Source organism: Pseudomonas fluorescens, assembly GCF_902497625.1.
GTDB classification, from domain to species: domain Bacteria; phylum Pseudomonadota; class Gammaproteobacteria; order Pseudomonadales; family Pseudomonadaceae; genus Aquipseudomonas; species Aquipseudomonas fluorescens_BQ.
Window position 1 is genome coordinate 39,812 of the sequence record NZ_CABVGX010000001.1, and the last position, 19,110, is coordinate 58,921.

Consider the following 19,110-nt stretch of genomic DNA (forward strand, 5'->3'; position numbering starts at 1 on the left):
TCTTATAGTGCGCCGCAGAGGTTTTTAGGAGAATTCCTACATCCCAAGAGTTCCTGCACCAGGAGTGACTTGGTGGATTAACCAGCAAGCCGGACAAACCGGTGTAACGACCAACCTGACTAATTGAAAAGGCAGACCACGTGAACGCTAACGCAGTCAATGTTGCCGTAGTAGACGGCAAAACAATTACCCAAACGGTGGAACTTTCCACTGTCAAAAACGGCCAGCCGGTGCGCATCAAAGCGGTGCAAGGCGGCCAATACATTCTGGGTGAAGGTGAAAAAGGCATTGCGCCGGAAAACATCACCATCAAACGTGTGGGCAAAGACCTGCACGTCGCCCTCGAAGGCAGCGATCCGGATCAACCACAGCTGATCATCGAAGACTTCGAAGGCAGCGGCGGCCAGCTGGTAGGTATCGGCGAAGACGGCTCTTACTACCCCTACATCTCCTCCGATGCCGAACAGGATCGCTCTGCTGCCTTCCTGATCGACGGCGTTGACGCACCGCAAGTACTGGGCTCCCAGGAGCTGACCGGCTTCGGCAATGGCCTGGTGGCCGGCAGTGGCATCGGTTGGTTCTGGCCGGCGCTGCTGGGTCTGGGCGCGCTGGGTTTGCTGGGCGGTATCTACGCCGCTACCCGTGACGATGACAAAGATAACAACCCTGGCGTGGTTGCTCCCGCTCCCAACACGCCTTTCGTGGGCGGTGCTACCGATAACGTCGGTGCTGACCAGGGTCCGATCTCCAAGGGCGGTTCTACCGATGACACCACCCCGACCTTCAGTGGTACGGGTACCCCCGGCAACATCATCATTATCAAAGACAACGACAAGCCGATTGGCGAAGTCACCATCGGTGACGATGGCAAGTGGACCTTCACCCCGACGACGCCGCTGCCTGAAGGCGAGCATTCGATCATCGTTGTCGAGAAGGACAAGGACGGCAACGTCAGCAAGCCGTCCGACGAGTTCGATTTCATCGTCGACATCACCGCACCGGGCCAGTCCTCGATTGACGCGATCACCGACGACTTCGGTCCTCAGCACGGTGAGATTGCGCGAAATGGCCTGACCGATGACAACACCCCGACCCTCAGCGGTAAGGCCGAGGCCGGCTCCACACTCGAGATTTACGCCAACGGCGTAAAAATCGGTGAGACCACCGTCAACCCTGATGGCACCTGGTCCTACACCCCGTCGCCGGCCCTGGCCGATGGCACTTACGAGTTCACCACCGTCGCCACGGATGCAGCCGGTAATGTCGGCCTGCCATCGGACCCGTACATCATCATCGTTGACACCGACGGCCCGGGCAAACCAGGCATTGGCACCGGCGGTATTGAAGAAGCAGTGGACAACGTCGGGACCATCATTGGCGACATCGGCAACGGCGGCGTGACCGATGACGACACCCCGACCTTCAGTGGCGGCGGCCTGAACCCGGGCGACAAGGTCAGCATCATTGATAATGGTGTTGTCATCGGCGAAGTCGTTGTGGGCGACGACGGTCGTTGGGAGTTCACTCCGGACCCGGCGCTGTCTGAAGGTCCGCACCCGATTACCGTCATTGTTACCGACCCGCTGGATCGCGTCAGCGAACCGTCCGACCCGTACATCGTGATCGTTGACAAGACCCCCCCGGCCAAGCCCGGCGCTGGCACTGGCGGTATTGAAGAAGCCATCGACAACGTGGGCCCTATCACCGGTGACATCGGCAATGGCGGCACCACCGATGACGGCACGCCGACCATCGGCGGCGTTGGCCTGGTGCCTGGTGACAAAGTCACCATCATCGATGGCGGCGTCGTCATCGGCGAAACCATCGTCAAGGACGATGGCAGCTGGGAATTCACACCGGATCCGGCTCTGGCCGAGGGCTCGCACCCGATCACCGTGATCGTGACTGACCCGGCGGGTAACGCGAGCGAGCCGTCCGACCCTTACATCATCATTGTCGACACGCTTGCGCCAGTAGCGCCAACCATCGGCAGCGTGATCGATGACCAGGGCGGAGTTACTGGCCCGATCAATCCTGGCGATACCACGGACGATGCCCAGCCAGTCATTAGCGGTACCGCCGAGGCCGGTAGCACCGTCATCATCTACGACAATGGCATCGAAATCGGCCGCACAATTGCCAACCCGGACGGTAGCTGGAACTACATGCCTGTCCCGCCACTGCTCAATGGTCCGCATGACCTCACCGCGAGGGCCGAAGACTCCGCAGGCAATATCAGTGATCCGTCGAACAACGTCGACTTCGATCTGGCGGCGGGTGGTTTGCCACCTGCACCGAGCATCACCGGTGTTACCGATGACGTAGCTGATGGTATCGGCAACATCATGCCGGGTGGCAGCACCAACGACACCACACCTGAAGTTACCGGTACCGCAGCGCATCCTTCAACCGTCACGCTCTACGCCAATGGTGTTGCGGTAGGTACCGCCACCACCACGGATGCCTCGGGTGCCTGGAGCATTACTCCGAACCCGCCGCTGCCTGAGGGCCTGACCAACCTGACCGCCACCGCCACCAACGCGGCCGGCAACGAAAGTGCCCCGACCGGCGAATATCCGATCAATGTCGACATCACCCCGCCAGCGGCGGCCGATGCCAGCGAACTTGAAGACAACGTCGGCGCGATCACCGGACCGATTACCAGCGGTGACACCACCGATGACAACACCCCGACCTTCAGCGGTACGGCTGAGCCCAACACCACGCTGATCATTTATGACAACGGTGTCGAGATCGGTCGTGTGCCGGTGGATGGCAATGGTGACTGGAGCTTCACACCGGCACCGCCGTTGGCCGATGGTGCCCACAGCCTCAGCTCCGAAGTGGTCGACGCAGCGGGTAACCGCAGCCCGCAAAGCACGCCGATCGATTTCACCGTCGATACCAGTGCCGTGGCCATCAGTATCGAGCAAGTGCTGGACGACGTAGGGCCGAACCAGGCTCCGCTGGCCAGCGGGGGGGTTACCGACGACTCCACGCCGACCCTGACCGGCCAGGCCACTCCAGGCTCGACGGTCAACATCTACCTCAATGGTGTATTGCACCAGGCCGGCGTGCCGGTCAATGCCGCTGGGCAGTGGGAGTACACCTTTGCCCCGGCGTTGGCCGAAGGCAACCATGTATTCAACGCCAGCGTCGTGACGCCGGCCGGTGGTGAAAGCCCGCTGACGGGCGACTTCAATCTGGAAGTCGATCTGACGGCGTCGGCTGCACCGACGATCGATGAGATCCGCGACGATGTGGGCGCTATTCAGGACCCACTGGTTGACGGTGCCACCACCGACGATACAACGCCGACACTGGCAGGTACCGGCGTGGCGGGTGACATCATCATCATTCGCAACAACGGTACTGAAATCGGCCGCGAAACCGTTCAACCGGACGGCAGCTGGAGCTTCACGCCGAACCCGCCGCTGAACAATGGCTCGACCAACGAGTTCGACGTTATTGCTCAAGACCCGGCCGGCAACCAGAGTGCACCGTCTGCGCCTTGGACCATCAACATTGATACCGATGCCCCGACCACCTCGGCCACAGTCGAGAGCATGGGCAAGGACAGCGGCGGCGATAGCGGTGATTTTGTCACCAACGACGGCAGCGCCGGGCGTTTGATTCAGGGTTCGTTGACGGCCGCGTTGGTGGCTGGCGAGAAAGTGCAGGTTTCCACCGACGGTGGCGCGACCTGGCTCGATGCGGTGATGAATGCTGACGACACTTGGAACTTCCTTGATCAGAACAGTCACACCGGGGACTGGGCAATACAAACTCGCGTAGTGGATGCGGCGGGAAATGCCAACACGACAAGTCAATCGATAACATTGGATAACACAGCACCAGAGCCTCCGTCCGCAGTAACCCAGTCTGGTGATACCATCGTTGTTGAGTTTGATAGCGCAGATATGTCAAGCGGTGGGTTTGTTAATATTGCGGTGGGCGATGAAAGGTTCCAGTTTTCATTAACGGCTGCGGATATTGCTTCCGGCAATATCAGCGTAATGGTGCCGGGGAGTGGGGCAAATATCATCGCGGCGTCGTTAGTTGATACAGTAGGCAATAGTTCTTTGATCGTGGTTCCAGTATTTTCGTTAGTGGAAAATTTCAACCTCCCAGCGATGGATTTAGGGAGCAATATAGACCATAAGATAGGCGGCATGACGGTCACAAACTTAAGTTCGCTTTCAGCCTCCGTTCACAATGGGGTAGGGCTGAATCCATCCCCGGGTTTTATCACAGGGAATCGTGTCTATTTTGGCGCTGGTTCAACTGGAGCATCTGGCGCGATGCAATTCGAATTTGATCAGCCGGTAACAACGGTTAGCTTTAATGTGGCTGCATTTGGTGGTTCGGAAAACTTTATTGAGTATTATGATCGTAATGGAGTTGTTATTGATACGACGCCTATTGCCAGCAATATTGGGTCGACAATTAGTTATAGCGCTCCTAGCGGTGTCGATATAGCTGGCTTTCGCGTAGTTTTGGTCAATGAGGAGGGCCAGGGCGGGTTCGTTGATAACGTTAATTATAGCGGTAACGGAGGCGTTTATACTCCGCCAGATAATCAGGAAGTTGGCAGTGCTGGTAATTACTATGGTGACCACGCTGATAATACGTTCAATGTGGGAAGTGTGAACGTACTTGACGACGCAAACACAGGAATTTCAGGAGGTGAGGGGATTGATACTTTGCGTCTGACCGGCACTGACCAAATTTTCGACCTGAGCGCCATCGCCGGCAAGCTGGAATCCATCGAGATCATCGACATCACCGGCACTGGCAACAACACCTTGAACCTGTCCCTGGGCGACGTGCTGGAGCAGGGCGAAGGCTCGCTGTTCACCGAAGACGAGACCGTGCAGATGATCGTCAAGGGCGACGCCGGCGACGTGGTCAACCTGGACGACTTGCTGGCCGACGGCACCGACCCGGGTGACTGGGCAGGCCAGGGTCAGGTCACGGTCGAGGGTGTGACGTACAACGTGTTCCAACACTCGTCCCTCGATGCTCAGTTGCTGGTTCAGGACGGGGTCACCACCAACCTGGTGTAAACGCGAAGGCCGTGCGCAGGCTTTGCCTGTGCACGGCTCGCGCGGCCAATCGGTTGGTTCGTGCCAGCCTCAATCCAATTGAATAACTGCGGGCACCTGAAGGTGTTTGCGGTGGAGTTTTGATCATGTTCAAACGTAATAACTTACTCTGTGCCGCGGTGTTTGCCGCCGCCCTTGGCGCCGCGTCTTTCGCCTCGGCGGACAGCATGGCCGGCAGCGCTGCCGGCCAGGTATTCGGCAACGCCTACAGCGCCGTGGCTCCGGTCTCCGATGGTCAGGCCAAGGTGGTCTACTACCGCACCAAAGGGGTAGGCCAACAAAAGGGCGCCGCTCATGTCTATGTCGACAGAGAGTTTCATACCGGCCTGTTGCCGGGCGGTTACAGCACCTTCTGCGTGGTGCCGGGCAGCCGCACCCTGGGTGCTTACATCAACGATGCGCCAGGCTACAAAGGCAAAAACCTCGACCTGTACTCGGCCAATCTGGAAGGCGGCAAAACCTACTTTCTGAAAGTACGTGAAGACGGCAGCGGCGCGCCGCAAGCCGTGACCCGCGAAGAAGCCGAACGCGAGCTGGTCGGCAGTCGCGCCCAGATGCAGCCGCTGTCGCGCGCGTCCAAGGTGCAGATGTGCAACAACCTGCCAATGGCGCCGGTGCAAGCGTTCAAGGATTACGCTTTGTCGGGTGACGTGTTGTTCGCTTTTGGCAAGTCCGGGTATCAGGACATCAGCTCGAAGGGCCTTATCGCGATCAGTGACCTGATCGCCCAGCTGCAGCGTGAACACGCCAAGCTTGAGCGCATTCAAGTAATCGGCCACACCGACCCGGTCGGTTCTTACTCGGCTAACCAGGCCCTGGGCCTCAAGCGCGCGCAAACCGTGCGTCGTTTGCTGGTCGACGGTGGCTTGCCACCGACTGTAGTCAGCGCTCGCAGCGCCGGCAGCAGCGAGCCGGTCACCGACGGATGCTACGGCAGCAAGTCCGAGCAAGCGGCGTGCAACGCGCCGAATCGTCGGGTTGTAGTACGTGTGGACGTCAGCGGCCAGTAACGCCGGGGCAACCTTCCGCTCCAGGGGAGCTTTCGGGCTTCCCTACCTTTGCCGCAGCTGTCATGCAGTTGCGGTTTTTTTTGCCAAATATTTGATCAGCGCCGGTTTATCGGTGCCTACGGCGGAGTCGCGCCCATGTTTTTACCAAGCAGGAAACAAACCGCCGCGCTGTTAGGCGTGGCATTGCTCGCCAGCCCCGTACTGGCTATACCGTCCGGCACGGTGCCGGGCAAAGTGTTCGATGCCGCCTACGTCCCTGTCCCGCCGATCGGAGAAGACCAGGCACAGGTGGTGTACTACCGCACTCAGGCAGGCGTGCAGCGTAAAAGCGCAGCCCACGTTTATGTCGACCGCGAGTTTCAAACCGGGCTGTTGCCGGGCGGTTATGCCACCTTTTGTCTGGCGCCGGGTTCCCACACCCTGGGTGCCTACCTGGACGACGCGCCGGGCTACAAAGGCAAGCGCAGCGATCTGTATCAGGCGACGTTGCAGGGCGGCAAAACCTATTACCTGCGGGTGCGAGAGGATGGCAACACCTTCCCGCAGCTCATCAAGCGTGAAGACGCCGAGCGCGAATTGGTGACTTCGCGGCTGCAGGCGCATGCATTGCCTCGGGCGGCGTCCGTCGAGGCCTGTCGGCATTACGGTTATCTGGTGGATGAGTCGCGCTTCAAGCGCTACGAGCTGTCCAGCGATGTGTTGTTTGCTTTTGGCAAATCCGCCAGCGAGGACATCTCGGCGGCCGGGCGCAAGGCTGTTCGCGGCTTGATCGATGAGCTTCAACGCGACGACGCGCAGATCCGCCATATACAAGTGGTGGGGCATACCGACCCGATTGGTGACGAGGCGAAGAACCAGCTACTGGGGCAACTGCGGGCCAATACCTTGCGCGATCTTCTGATTGCCGGGGGGATTCCCGATTCGGTCATCAGCGCCGCCAGTGCGGGGAATCGCGAGCCGGTGGTGTTCAGCTGCTACGGCAAGCGGGCTCAGCAGATTGCCTGTTATGCGCCCAACCGGCGGGTGGTGGTAACGGTGGAACTGGGCAAGCCGGTGGATTTGTAGGTTTCAAAAATCGCAGCCCTGAACGGCCAACGCCCTCACGCGAGGCACTGCAGCTGCGACCACCAGCGCCCTCTGCCAGCTGTTTTGGGACAGGTCTCATTCAAACCAACTGATCGATTAGTCAGAATTATCTTACTGGTTCCAAAGCCACACCGCCCCAGGCGGAGCAGGCCAGGAAACGCTCATTTTCCATCGAGATCGCTGCTGGCGGTCCGAACCCAGGGATTATTCTGATGACGATTGACGTGCCTGCTGGCTCAAGCGCGGAGGCTGCGGTTTTACCCACCCCCCCAACGACGATCCAGGACACTCTGCTGCAAAGTGTGTCCTGGATTTGTGACCATTATGGTGTCGGGAAAAGCCCCGAAGCCTTGACCGCCGGCTTACCCAAGGGTGGCCTGCTGGCGCCTTCTCTGGCATTGGCGGCGCTGTCGGCAGCCGGCTTGTCGGCGGGGTTGGTGGAGCGCCGCGTGCAAGCGCTGCCCAAGCAATTGGTGCCGATGGTGTTGTTGCGCAAGGAGCAGGGCGGTTGCATTTTGCTCGGGCGTTTTATCGGCACCAATGAGGAGGGCAAGAAAGCCTGGCGTTATCAGGTGATTCTGCCGGAAATCGGTGCCGAGCCGGTGGAGTTGGACCAGGCCACCATGGACGAGATGTACGCCGGCCACGCCATTCTGGTCAAGCCGCGCGCCAAGGTCGACACCCGCGCCGGTGACGAAACCCCGCAACCGGCCGGGCATTGGTTGCTCAGTACCCTGTGGCGTTATCGCAGTTACTACCGCAGCGCGGCCATTGCCGCGGTGTTGATCAACGTATTGGGCCTGGCGAGTATTTTCTTCACCATGAACGTGTACGACCGCGTGGTGCCGAACCAGGCGTTTGTGACCTTGTGGTCGCTGGGCATCGGCGTAGCAATTGCCATGATCTTCGAAGCGGTGTCGCGTTATGTCCGGGCGCACTTGCTGGACCTGGCCGGCAAGAAGGCCGACCTGGTGCTCGGCACAATTCTGTTTCGCCAGGCGCTGTCGATTCAGATGGAACACAAACCGGCCTCGTCCGGCTCGTTCGCCAACCAGTTGCGCGAGTTCGAATCGGTGCGTGACTTCGCCACCTCGGCCACTTTGGCGACGATTTCTGATTTGCCGTTCGTGCTGATGTTTGTCGGGGTGATCTTCGTGATCGGCGGCCCGCTGGGCTGGGTGCCTTTGTTGCTGATCCCGCTGATTCTGATCATCAGCATCATTATTCAGTGGCCGCTGGCACGCACCATGAAAGAAAACATGCGCGAGGCGTCACTTAAACAAGGCGTGCTGGTGGAATCCGTAGAAGGCCTGGAAACCCTCAAGGCGGTCGGTGGTGAGCCCTACATGCAGCGCCGTTGGGAAACCTTCAGTGCGCTGTCAGCCGCCACCTCCATGAAGTCGCGTTCGCTGTCCAGCGTGGCGACCGGCGTGGTGGCGTTTTTGCAGCAACTGCAAACGGTGGTGCTGATCATCATCGGCGTGTACCTGATCGACGCCGGCGACCTGACCATGGGCGCCTTGATCGCCACCGTGATGCTGGCCGGTCGCGCCACGGGGCCCTTGGGCCAAGTGATTGGCCTGGCGGTGCGCTTCCAGCAGGCCAAGGCCGCCCTGGGTTCGCTGAACGGTTTGATGGCGATGCCGGTGGATCGGGATTCGACCCGCGAGTACCTGCCCAAACCGTCGTTGTCGGGACAGATCACCGTCAAAAATGTCGGTTTTTCCTACCCCGCACCGCCAATGCAACCCAACCCGGTCGTCCTGCAAGGGGTCAATCTGACCGTGGCCGCCGGCGAACGTGTGGCGATTCTGGGGCGTATCGGCAGCGGTAAATCCACACTGCTGCGGGTCATGGCGCGGCTGTATTCGCCCACCGAAGGGCAGATGTTCACCGATGGCCTGGATGTAAACCAGATCGACCCGGCGGACTGGCGCAAAGCGGTGGGTTATGTGGGCCAGGACGCCCGTCTGTTTTATGGCTCGCTGCGCGAGAACGTGATGATCGGCCGCCCCGAATCCACTGCCGAGGAGTTTCTGCGGGTACTGCGCCTGACCGGTCTGGACCATATCGCGGCCAAGCACCCCAAGGGCATCAACTTGCCGATCGGTGAGTCCGGCGAAGGCTTGTCGGGAGGGCAGCGGCAATTGGTGTCGCTGGCCCGCAGCCTGCTAGCGCGCCCTAAATTGCTGCTGCTGGACGAACCCACCAGTGCCATGGACACGCAAACCGAAACGCAGTTTCTCGAGCACCTCAAGCGCGCCACCGAAGGCCAGGCCTTGGTGGTGGTGACTCATCGACCATCGCTGCTGGCGCTGGTGGATCGCATCGTGGTGGTGGATGACGGCAAGGTTGTCGCCGATGGGCCCAAGGATGAAATCCTTGCGAAGTTAGCCGGTAAACCCGCTGCGGCGCAGGCCCCACAACCGACCCGTCGGCAGAGACAACCCGTCGTTGCCAATACCCAGGTCCCAACGGCGACGCCTGCAACCGAAGCAACCGAAGCAAAACCCCAGCCGGCTTTCACGGTGGGTAAAAAAACCAACGTCTCCAACCAGCAACCCGTGACGCCTGCCACAGCAGCCGCGCCGGCAGAGGTAGCATCGTGATCCGTAAATTTTGGGGCCGTAACGCCCAAGCCACTCTGGAACCTGGCGATGCCGCGTTCATGAACGACGTGCAGGAGTCCTTGCTGTCACAAACCACGCCGGGCTCAAAGCTGGTGATCTATCTGATCGCGGCGGTACTGATCATTGGTGTGGTGTGGGCCAACTACGCCCGGGTCGAAGAAATCACCCTGGGCGAAGCCAAGATCATTTCCTTGAGCCGTGAGCAGGTGATCCAGAGCCTGGAAGGCGGGATTCTCTCTGAAATGAACGTGCGCGAAGGCGCGATAGTGGAGAAGGGCGAAGTGCTGTTGAAAATCGACGCCACGCGCGCCGAGTCCAGCTATCGCGAAGCGCTGTCGAAGGTCATTGGCCTGAAAGCGGCCATTACCCGCCTGCGCTCCGAGGCTTACCAGCAACCGCTGGAGTTCGAAGACATGGTCAAGCAAGACCCGGTAGTCGTCGCCCAGGAAACCCGGGCGTATGAATCACGCAAGCGCGCACTCAATGACAGCGTCAGTGCCCTGGAGCGCAGTTACGCGCTCTCTTCCCGGGAGATTCGCCTGGCCGAACCCTTGGCGGCGAAGGGTTTGATGTCGGAAGTCGAGTTGTTGCGTATCAAGCGTTCGGCCAACGACATCAAGTCGCAGATCGTCGAGCGCAATAACAAGTTTCAGGCTGACGCCAGTTCCGAATTGGCGAAGTTTGAACTGGAGCTGTCGCAGATCAGCGAAAACCTGATCGGGCGCGCCGACATCCGCGACCGCACCACTATCACTGCCCCGGTGCGCGGCACCGTTAAGAATGTGCGGGTCAGCACCATCGGCGGGGTGATTCAGCCGGGCGAGCACATCCTGGAGATTGTCCCACTGGAGGAGCAACTGCTGGTAGAGGGCAAGATTCGTCCCTCCGACGTGGCTTTTTTGCGCCCTGGTCTGCCGGCCACGGTGAAGATCACCGCCTATGACTACGCCATTTATGGCGGCTTGAAAGGCACGGTCGAGCACATCAGCCCGGACACCTTGAAAGATGATCAGAAAGCCGCGGCCGGGCGCCCCGACGACACCTATTACCGCGTCCTGGTGCTCACCGATAGCAGCGAGCTGACGGCGGGCGGCAATTCACTGCCGATCATTCCGGGGATGGTGGCGTCGGTTGAGATCCGTACCGGCGAAAAAACCATTCTTCATTACTTGCTCAAGCCCGTGCTCAAGGCGCGCGAAGCCTTCCGGGAGCGATGATCATGACGACTAAAAATATCCCGCAGTGTGAATTGCGGGCTCGGGACCTGTTTGCGCCGCGTAACCGCTTTTACCTGTTGCGTTCGTTGTTTTTGTGTCTGTCGGCATGCGCCTCGTCGAGTGTCGTCGGCGATGAATTGCTGACGTTCAATGCTGCTCCCGTGATGGCGCCGGCCAAGTCCGGCGCGCCGGTGGAGCTCAAAGCGGTGGCAACGACCAAGCCTGCCACGCCGGTGGAATTCAAACCGGTGACGGCGTCCAGGCCCGTTGCGCCTGTAGCCGTCAAACCGTCGACATCGGCTGCGAGCTGTTCTCGACCGGTGAACACCGTGGCCCGGGTGCCACGATCGAATGACAGCGGGCTGCAGTTTTCCAAGGTGATTGACCCGGCCACGGTGACCTTTGCCCCGGCGCGGCCGAGCTCAAGGCCCGCGACAAATCCGGCGGCGCCAAGAGACACGGTGGCGACATTCAAACCCGCCACGACACCTGCCTCGGCGATTCGCCCGAACACGCTGCCCGGCGTCTCTGCACTGGCCACGAGCGGTTTGCCGGCTCAATTGGCCAGCCGTCAGGGCGCCTCGGCGGGCCCTTCGGAGCAGGAGCTCAAGGAGATTTTCCACCGCGCCGTCCAGGCCGCTGCCGAGCGCAGCCCTACGGTGCAACGGGCCCACGCAGAGCTCGCCGCTGCCGATGCCGACATCGATGAAGCCAAGGGTCAGCGCTACCCTCAGGTGGACCTGGGCACCACAGCCGGTTCGAAAAAATTCGGTTCGGGGTCAGGGGACAGTGATGGAAGCAGTGGCGGTATCAACCTCAACATTGTCACGCCCGTGTATGACTGGGGCCGGATTCGCAACACCATCGACAGCCGTCGTCATTTGTCCTCGGCGGCCACGGCGGCGATTGATGCAGAACTTGAAAGCTCGGCGTTCGAGGTGACCACTACGCTGGTGGAACTGGGCAAGCAGCGCATTATTGTTGACCTCAGCCAGCAATACGTGGACCGGATGAACGAGCTGGTGAAAATGCTCGCCGGCATTGTGGCCGTGGACAAGGGACGTTCCAGCGAACTGACTCAGGCCAAGGCGCGCCAGCTGCAGGCCCAGGCTGCACGCGATTCTGCCGACACGCGCGCCAGGGATGCCGAGATCAGCTTACGTAAATTGGTCGGGGATCGGCCGATCCTGATCCCGCGTACCAAGGAATGGAACATTCGCCTGGTCAATCTTGATCACTTGTTGGCCAAGACTGAAGACCACCCGGTGATCCATCAGGCCAAGGCTCAGACTGAGTCCGCTGAGTTGCAGGCCAAGGTCGCACGCTCCTCGTCGCTACCGCAGTTGAGCTGGGTAGTCAGTAAATCCACCGCCGAAGATTCCCTGGGCCGTGAACAACCTTGGGAAACCCATCTGGCCGTGACATGGGGCGCCTTTCGCGGCGGCTCGGCCCGGGCTTCGGAACGTGCTGCATTGCAACGCGCTGAAGCCAGTCGGCACGAGGTGGGCCAACAGCGCCTGGACCTCGAGTACCGCATCCGCACTGCTAACCACGAGGCGAAGACTTTTCTGGAGCGGGCAGAGCTCTACCGCAACCTGACGGTGGAATCTGACGGTATCCGCGATGCGTTTTATCAGCAGTGGTATCACCTCGGTAAGCGCACGTTGCTGGATGTTCTGTCGGCTGAAAGTGACCATTATGGCAATCGAGTGAGCGAAATCACCAACCGCTTTGACGGTTACCAGGCGATCCTTCGCCAGTACGCGGGTGCCGGTGCATTGACGGGGTGGCTGGAAGGTTCAGCGCGGTGAGAACTACAGGTCATCCAGTAGAGAGCGCTCAAGCAACTGCAAGGCACCTAACAGCTCTTTGACCTGCATTTCGCAGCCGGCAATATCGCCTTGACGCGCCACTGACTCCAGCTGCACGCAGGCATCAATCAGCTCCCGAGCGTCGGCCATTTGCGCGCCACCTTTGATTTTGTGGGCCAATGCCGCCATTTTTTCGAAGTCGTGATCGTGTAGCAATTCATCAAGTCTTGCGCTGTCTTCCCGGTTGGCGGATACCAGCGCGTTAACCAGCGGCGCATAGGTATCAGGAGACAGCAGGCGCAATTTCTGCAGCTCACCGCCGACGGCTTGACTGGCGTGGGCCCGGCGCTCGACCAAGGCCGAGACCGCGTTGATCTGTTCAGTCAATGCTTCGATACCAATCGGTTTGAACAGGCACTGGTTCATGCCGGCATCCAGGCATTCCTGCACGATCTGGGATTGGGCGTTAGCGGTCAGGCCAAAAATCGGGTGGGCAGCTGCGGCCCGGCTCCGTTCAATAGCGCGCATTTGCCGTGTCATTTCATAGCCGTCCATGTGCGGCATATTGCAGTCGGTAATGGTCAGGTCAAACGGTGGATCGGCGTGCGTCCATGCGGCCAGCGCGGTCTCACCGTCATCGCATGGCACCGCACGGTGGCCAAGGTATTCGAGTTGCTGACACAGCAGCAGGCGGTTGGGGGCATGGTCTTCAACCACCAGGATGTTCAGGCGATGGTTTGCCGGAATGGAGGCTTGAACCGGGGCTTGGCTGATGTCCTCCGGCGTGCGTTCGGCAATGAATTGCAGCTTGAAGCAGGAACCTTTCCCGGTTTGGCTATGCACGCTTAATTGGGCGTTGAGCAACGTCGCCAGGCGTGTGCAAATGCTCAGCCCCAGTCCGGTACTTCGTTGGCTGCTGACGGCGGGCGACACTTGCACGAAGGGCTCGAAGATGGCTCTTTGCTGGGACTCATCAAGCCCGATGCCGGAGTCGCGAACTTCGATCGCATAGCATCCGAAGCCTGTTTTGGCATCATCAGGCAGTTGTATCAACGACAGCTCGACAAAGCCTTCGTTCGTGAACTTGATGGCATTGCTGGTCAGGTTGGCGACGATTTGGTTCACCATCAGTGAATCGATGATGACATGTTGGTCGCTGGCCTCAATCATCAGGTCGAACGTCAAGCCTTTGGTTTTTGCATTGACTTCAAACAGTTTGTGAATGGAGTGAAGAGCTTCGCCAAGATGGGTGGGTCTTGGCGAACTGACCATGGCCCCTGCTTCTATCTTCGACAGGTCAAGTATGTCACCGATCAAGGACAACAATGATTGTGCTGACTGATGTGCCACGGCCAGATTCTGTTCGATTTCCTCAGCGCTGCCGCCACGCAGCCGAAGCATTTCGATCAGTCCGATCAGGGCGCTGATGGGGGTACGTATTTCGTGGCTCATGCTGGCGAGGAAAATCGATTTGGATTCGTTAGCCTCATCAGCGACCTCCTTGGCCAGACGCAGTTGCTCGACCAGTTGTTCACGTTCACTGATGTCCAGCCAGCCACCGATGACCCCGGAGAACGTTCCAGTGCTGCTCTGGAAAGGCAGAGTCCAGTGATAGATCTGGCGTGACAAGCCTTTTATTTCAACTTCGAGGTCGGCGAAGGTCGGCTCGCCATGATGCTCGGTGTCCCTGTAAATCTGGTGATACTGAGTGCTCAGTGCCGAGGGAATGACGCCGGCGTTTGGAAGGGTCTTACCGATGACTTCCTCCGCAGTGGTTTGCAGGAATTCCAGATAAGCACGATTGCAATGCGCCAGCTTGCCGTCTCTATCTCGCACATAAAGCGCAATGGGTGAACCGTCGATAAGCGTTTTACTAAACGCCAACTGATCGCCCAGGGCGAGCTCGGCTTTGCGTCGTTTCTTGATTTGAACTTGCAAATAGTAGTTCCAGATCAGAAACGCCAGAACAAAGGCGACGGCCACGCTAATGATTTGATAAATGCTGTCCTTGTAGGTACTCCAGGAGCTGGCAACGGCGGGCGCGGCGTGGTTGCGCCAACGGTCATTCAACGTCTTGAGCTCCTCGGGAGGAATGTCTAACAGTACCTTATTGATGATGCTTTTCAGGATCATGTTATCGGTGCCGACGACCATGGCGATCCGACCTGGATTAGGGCCAATGACCGCAGCAATTCTCAGGTCCTGCTGGAAATGATGTTTGATGAAGTAGTCGGCACCGTATTGCGTATGCACGCTGGCGACCACATCCCCCTCGGAGAGCAGTTCAATGCCACGTGTAGCCGTGGGGACCGGAACCTGAATGATCTCGGGGTGTTGCTGGAGTATCCAGTTTGAAAGCGGGTTTCCGGTGGGAATGGCCAGGCGCTCGCCCTTGAGCTCCTCAAGATCGTTTATGGGCGTACCCGAGCGCCGGGTGACTACGACAAATGGGCTGATGAGATAAGGGCGGGTGTATTGTCTGGCCTTGAGTCGGAAGTCACCGATGCTCAGCGCGGCGATCAGATCGGCTTGTTGGTTCTGAAGCATTTCAAGCATGTCTGGCACACTGCTGCTGCGGACAATTTCAACTTTCAGGTGGGTGCGTTGCTGGACGATTTTCAACAAGTCTGCACTCAACCCCTGCAGCTGGTCGCGGTCATCAAAAAAAGTCAATGGCGCGTAAGACCCGGCCACCAGTACCCTGATCTTGGGGTGAGCCGCCAACCATGCAGTCTCGGTCGGGTTGAGATCCAAAGGTGGTTTATCTATCACAAAATCATCACTCAGCCCCCAGCGCATGGTGATCCGTGTCATGTCACCGGGCGGAATCGCATCCAGCGTGCTGTTGATCGCTGCCAGCAACTGTGGTTTGCGATCGCTGACGGCGAAGTTGATGTCCGCAGAGGTTGAGAGAGCAGTACCGGAAATGTAGACGTCATTGCTGTACAACAGGCGGATCAGAAATTCGGCCGTGATGGAGTCAGTCCAAAAGGCATCAGCCTGGTCGTACATCAGCGACGCCAGGGCAATCAAGTGGTTGGAATGCTGGATTAGTTTTGCGTCTGGGTACTGTTTGTGCAACTGGGCTCCGACTGCATCGTCACCGACGTAGGCCAAACGCTGATCTTTCAGGTTTGCTGAGGCGGGCAGGCTCTCACCAATGCGCCGCACAATAACCTTTTGGTTGTGCAGATAAGGTCGGGACTGGGTGATCGCGCCGTCCTGGCCTTCGCTGACATCGTGCAGCGCCAGCATGTCGACTTGACCTTTTTCGAGTGCATCGCGGGCTTCGGCACGGGTTGCGAAACGCAAAATTTTCAGCTTTAACCCGGTCGTTTCTCGCAGTGCACCCAAGTAGTCGGCGGCGACACCTTCGAACTTGCTCTGCTCGAAACCCATGTGCAGCGGCGGAAGGGCACCGCTCCAGATGGCCACAGAGACTTCCGGGTGCGTATTGAGCCAGGCAAGTGTCTGCGTATCGAAGATAATGTGTGGAGGTTTGATTGGGGCGTTGACCAACAGCTCAGTCGACTTGGGCGCCTGAGCCTGCACATTAGTTGCCAGCAGCGTTGCCAGCAGCACAGCCAATGGCCAGATCCATGAAAAACGAGAAATATTCAAAAATGTTTAGTTCCGTTGAAAGCGCCGCTCACAAAGAGGATTCCGAGTGGCCCGTGGTCTTATGGTTATGAATCTAGCAAGCCCGTGCTGCCCTGTCCCGCGTTCTCGAATTGATAAATGCTGGCATCGGGGTGTTCCGCCAGGAATTGCGCCTTTCCCGACAAGGTTCGAGCTGCGCAAGGAAGGTGTTGGTTGCCCCGCGCAGTTTGAGCGGAGTAGTCCCGTCCATATACTGTCTCCTGCCCCTGCCCGTGCCTCTATACCCTGGCCTTGAGCGAATAGTTTGTCGTAATGGGGGGGATAGCTAGAACTGCCTACAATTTCATCTCGCACCTGAGTTAAGGTACATTCCTGTTACATCTTGTAGGAATGGTCTGACACTTTTCGCTGGTGGTATGGAGTTCTTGAATGAAGTGGTCGGTAGTTTCACCCTTGCGAGTAGCTCTTCTTGACGATCACGCCTTGATTCGTGACGCGCTGAAAATTCGCCTTTCCCTGGAGTCGGATTTCACGGTTGCCGGGGTCTATTCAAGCAGCCCTGAGCTCCTTGAAGGATTGCGCATTCAACCGGCCGAACTGCTGATTCTTGACTATCAACTGAGCGAAGGTGAGCTGGATGGTTTGCGATTGATTCAGCTGTTACGCAGTCATTACCCGACATTGCGAATTTTGATTTTTTCGTCAATTGAGCGACCGGCAACGGTCAATATGGCCATTCGCGCCGGTGCTAATGGTTTTTTCGGCAAGTCTCAGCCGACGGATGAGCTGATTCGTGCGATTCGGGTAGTCGCGTTGGACCGCCTGTACCTGTCACCGGCCATGGCTGCTGAACTGGACTCAACCCCGCGAACGCCTTCTGGGACCCCCGACCCGCAGGGACACGTTGAAGGTGCAGATACGCTTGTTGAATACCCAGCCTTGTCACCGAAGGAACGTGAAGTGTTGCGGTGCTGTCTGGAGGGCATGTCGGTTTCTCAAATTGCCGACAAATTCATGCGTAGTCGCAAAACCATCAGCGGGCAAAAGCAGGCCGCGATGCGTAAGTTAAATGTGCGCACGGACACCGAACTGTTCAAGCTGCATTTGCATCTCCAGGACATTTGAGAGCAAGTTTGAATCCTGGCTGAAACGCTCCGGCGTCTAATGCCTGGTTGAAGTGTTGCGCTTTTTCAAACCGCACAGGTTAAGCAAGCTGCTTGTTTTCAACTTGAGAGAAATCCTGGTTTTGTGGGCGCTGATAGTTCTGCTGCTCAGTAACATCCGTTCAGCGATCTGCTTGTTGCTCAGGCCTTGCGCCAGTTGCTGCAGTATTCCCAATTCGCAGGCCGAGAGCGTCCTCAACAGTTCGGCATCGTGACTGTTATCGTCCTGATGGCGGGTAAGGCAAAAAGATCTGTCAGGTATGTGATCGTCCCCATTGGCTTTCGCCTGACTAGAGTTCACCAGTTGGCACAGCTTATATTTATCGATGAAGCCACGAGCGTTGGCCGGCATGCCGTGGAATGCCAGGCGATTGGACAGGTTGGCGGTCAGCACGATCGTCTTCACTGGCAGGCATAGCGCTGTCAGGCACTTGAGTACAGTCAGATCGTCAACCTTGGGTAGTCCCAAGTCGAGAATCACAGTTCCTGGCGCAAGGGGCTGAGTGAGCTTCATTGCCTGGTCCCGATTTTCCGCTTCACCCACAATGTCGTAACCTTCCTTTTCCAGCAATAGACGTACGGTCAAGCGGATTAAAGGACGGTCATCAACGATTACTACCTGTTGGTTCATGGTGCTGCCATTGAGTGAAGTGAACCGGGCAATTCTTGACCAGTCATCATGGTCTTAGCAATCATTGGCGGATTTTTGGGACAAGTCTTGAGTGGCCTGTGACAGCCAGGCACCTAGGCGTTCCACTTCCATTAAAAAGCCCGGTCTTCATGCCGGGCTTTTTAATGGGTGTTGTCTCGTCCTGAGCTTTCGACGACCGTCAGACTGCCTGTTGCTGATGGCTGATTACGCAGCGTTGGGCTGGCAATTTCGCAACCAGCAAATGCGCATGTTCTTCCTGCGGGATATCGATGTAATGCAGTGTCGCGCCGGATTTTTCATCGGGCGTATGCACTTCAAAGCCACCCACCACCTGGATCGTGCGCATGGACACCTCAATCGACTCCTCTGCCTGGGCTTTCGCCATTCTCGCGTGGTTGGCTGCGATTTCGCTAAGAGTTGACACGTTACATCCCCCGGTGACTGGCCAAGCATTTCGCTGGAGTCGCTATGCATTGATTAATGTGGCTGCCGCGTCAGAATTTCGACGTTCCATGGCTGCTATGGACGGCCTGTGCAATCGTTAAGCCAGTCAGACCGGTCATTTTCTGCATCGGTTCCATAGGGCGACGAACGGTATTTTGCGCCTGTTTTCACTCGCGTTTCATGGCTGATTGGCTTATGCCCAGCACGATCTTGTGGAAGTGCTGCACACAATCCGTCAGGTTTTGTGCGTGAAGGGCTGATGCCGACCCCACACACCTGTAGCAGCTGGCGCAGCCTGCGTCCGGCTGCGAAGCAGCCGTAAAATCAGCGTGATCCGGTCCCTCAGACACTCCGCATTGGGCTGGATTACGAGTGCTTCACAGCCTGACGCA

The 19,110-nt window shown here is 58.3% G+C and carries 10 protein-coding genes; 7 read left to right on the forward strand and 3 right to left on the reverse strand.

What is annotated here, in order from left to right; genetic code table 11:
* Positions 1-140 precede the first annotated feature (140 nt).
* The 6 genes from F8N12_RS00265 (at position 141) to F8N12_RS00290 (ending at position 12,859) form a co-directional block, all read left to right on the forward strand.
* Positions 141-5,066: an Ig-like domain-containing protein gene (locus F8N12_RS00265; RefSeq protein ID WP_150578591.1), complete on the forward strand. Its 4,926-nt coding sequence runs from the start codon at positions 141-143 to the stop codon at positions 5,064-5,066.
* Positions 5,067-5,191: 125 nt separating this feature from the next.
* Positions 5,192-6,115 (forward strand): OmpA family protein, encoded by a 924-nt coding sequence (locus F8N12_RS00270; protein ID WP_150578592.1) that lies wholly within the window; start codon positions 5,192-5,194, stop codon positions 6,113-6,115.
* 135 nt (positions 6,116-6,250) lie between these two features.
* Positions 6,251-7,180: an OmpA family protein gene (locus F8N12_RS00275; protein ID WP_150578593.1), complete on the forward strand. Its 930-nt coding sequence runs from the start codon at positions 6,251-6,253 to the stop codon at positions 7,178-7,180.
* A gap of 233 nt (positions 7,181-7,413) precedes the next feature.
* Complete coding sequence (locus F8N12_RS00280) at positions 7,414-9,810, forward strand: type I secretion system permease/ATPase (protein WP_150578594.1); 2,397 nt, start codon at positions 7,414-7,416, stop codon at positions 9,808-9,810.
* Complete coding sequence (locus F8N12_RS00285; RefSeq protein WP_150578595.1) at positions 9,807-11,048, forward strand: HlyD family type I secretion periplasmic adaptor subunit; 1,242 nt, start codon at positions 9,807-9,809, stop codon at positions 11,046-11,048. Before F8N12_RS00280 ends, F8N12_RS00285 begins: the two co-directional genes overlap by 4 nt.
* A 2-nt stretch (positions 11,049-11,050) precedes the next feature.
* Positions 11,051-12,859 (forward strand): TolC family protein, encoded by a 1,809-nt coding sequence (locus F8N12_RS00290; protein ID WP_224787641.1) that lies wholly within the window; start codon positions 11,051-11,053, stop codon positions 12,857-12,859.
* Positions 12,860-12,862: 3 nt separating this feature from the next.
* Here F8N12_RS00290 and F8N12_RS00295 read toward each other — a convergent pair whose 3' ends face one another.
* Positions 12,863-16,480 (reverse strand): transporter substrate-binding domain-containing protein, encoded by a 3,618-nt coding sequence (locus tag F8N12_RS00295; RefSeq protein ID WP_150578596.1) that lies wholly within the window; start codon positions 16,478-16,480, stop codon positions 12,863-12,865.
* Between the two features lie 408 nt (positions 16,481-16,888).
* Between F8N12_RS00295 and F8N12_RS00300 the strand changes: the two genes are divergently transcribed.
* Positions 16,889-17,584, forward strand: a complete 696-nt coding sequence (locus F8N12_RS00300) for a response regulator transcription factor (RefSeq protein ID WP_150578597.1) — start codon at positions 16,889-16,891, stop codon at positions 17,582-17,584.
* A 36-nt stretch (positions 17,585-17,620) separates the two neighbouring features.
* Here F8N12_RS00300 and F8N12_RS00305 read toward each other — a convergent pair whose 3' ends face one another.
* Both F8N12_RS00305 and F8N12_RS00310 read right to left on the reverse strand, forming a co-directional pair.
* Complete coding sequence (locus F8N12_RS00305; protein ID WP_150578598.1) at positions 17,621-18,253, reverse strand: response regulator transcription factor; 633 nt, start codon at positions 18,251-18,253, stop codon at positions 17,621-17,623.
* 199 nt (positions 18,254-18,452) lie between these two features.
* Positions 18,453-18,698, reverse strand: coding sequence for a hypothetical protein (locus F8N12_RS00310; protein WP_150578599.1), 246 nt, complete (start codon positions 18,696-18,698; stop codon positions 18,453-18,455).
* Positions 18,699-19,110 lie beyond the last annotated feature (412 nt).

Excerpts from the sequence above, each read along its gene's own strand:
- F8N12_RS00270 (WP_150578592.1), top strand. The coding sequence starts at position 5,192 with ATGTTCAAACGTAATAACTTACTCTGTGCCGCGGTGTTTGCCGCCGCC.
- F8N12_RS00275 (WP_150578593.1), top strand. The coding sequence starts at position 6,251 with ATGTTTTTACCAAGCAGGAAACAAACCGCCGCGCTGTTAGGCGTGGCA.
- F8N12_RS00280 (WP_150578594.1), top strand. The coding sequence starts at position 7,414 with ATGACGATTGACGTGCCTGCTGGCTCAAGCGCGGAGGCTGCGGTTTTA.
- F8N12_RS00290 (WP_224787641.1), top strand. The coding sequence starts at position 11,051 with ATGACGACTAAAAATATCCCGCAGTGTGAATTGCGGGCTCGGGACCTG.
- F8N12_RS00300 (WP_150578597.1), top strand. The coding sequence starts at position 16,889 with ATGAAGTGGTCGGTAGTTTCACCCTTGCGAGTAGCTCTTCTTGACGAT.
- F8N12_RS00305 (WP_150578598.1), bottom strand. The coding sequence starts at position 18,253 with ATGAACCAACAGGTAGTAATCGTTGATGACCGTCCTTTAATCCGCTTG.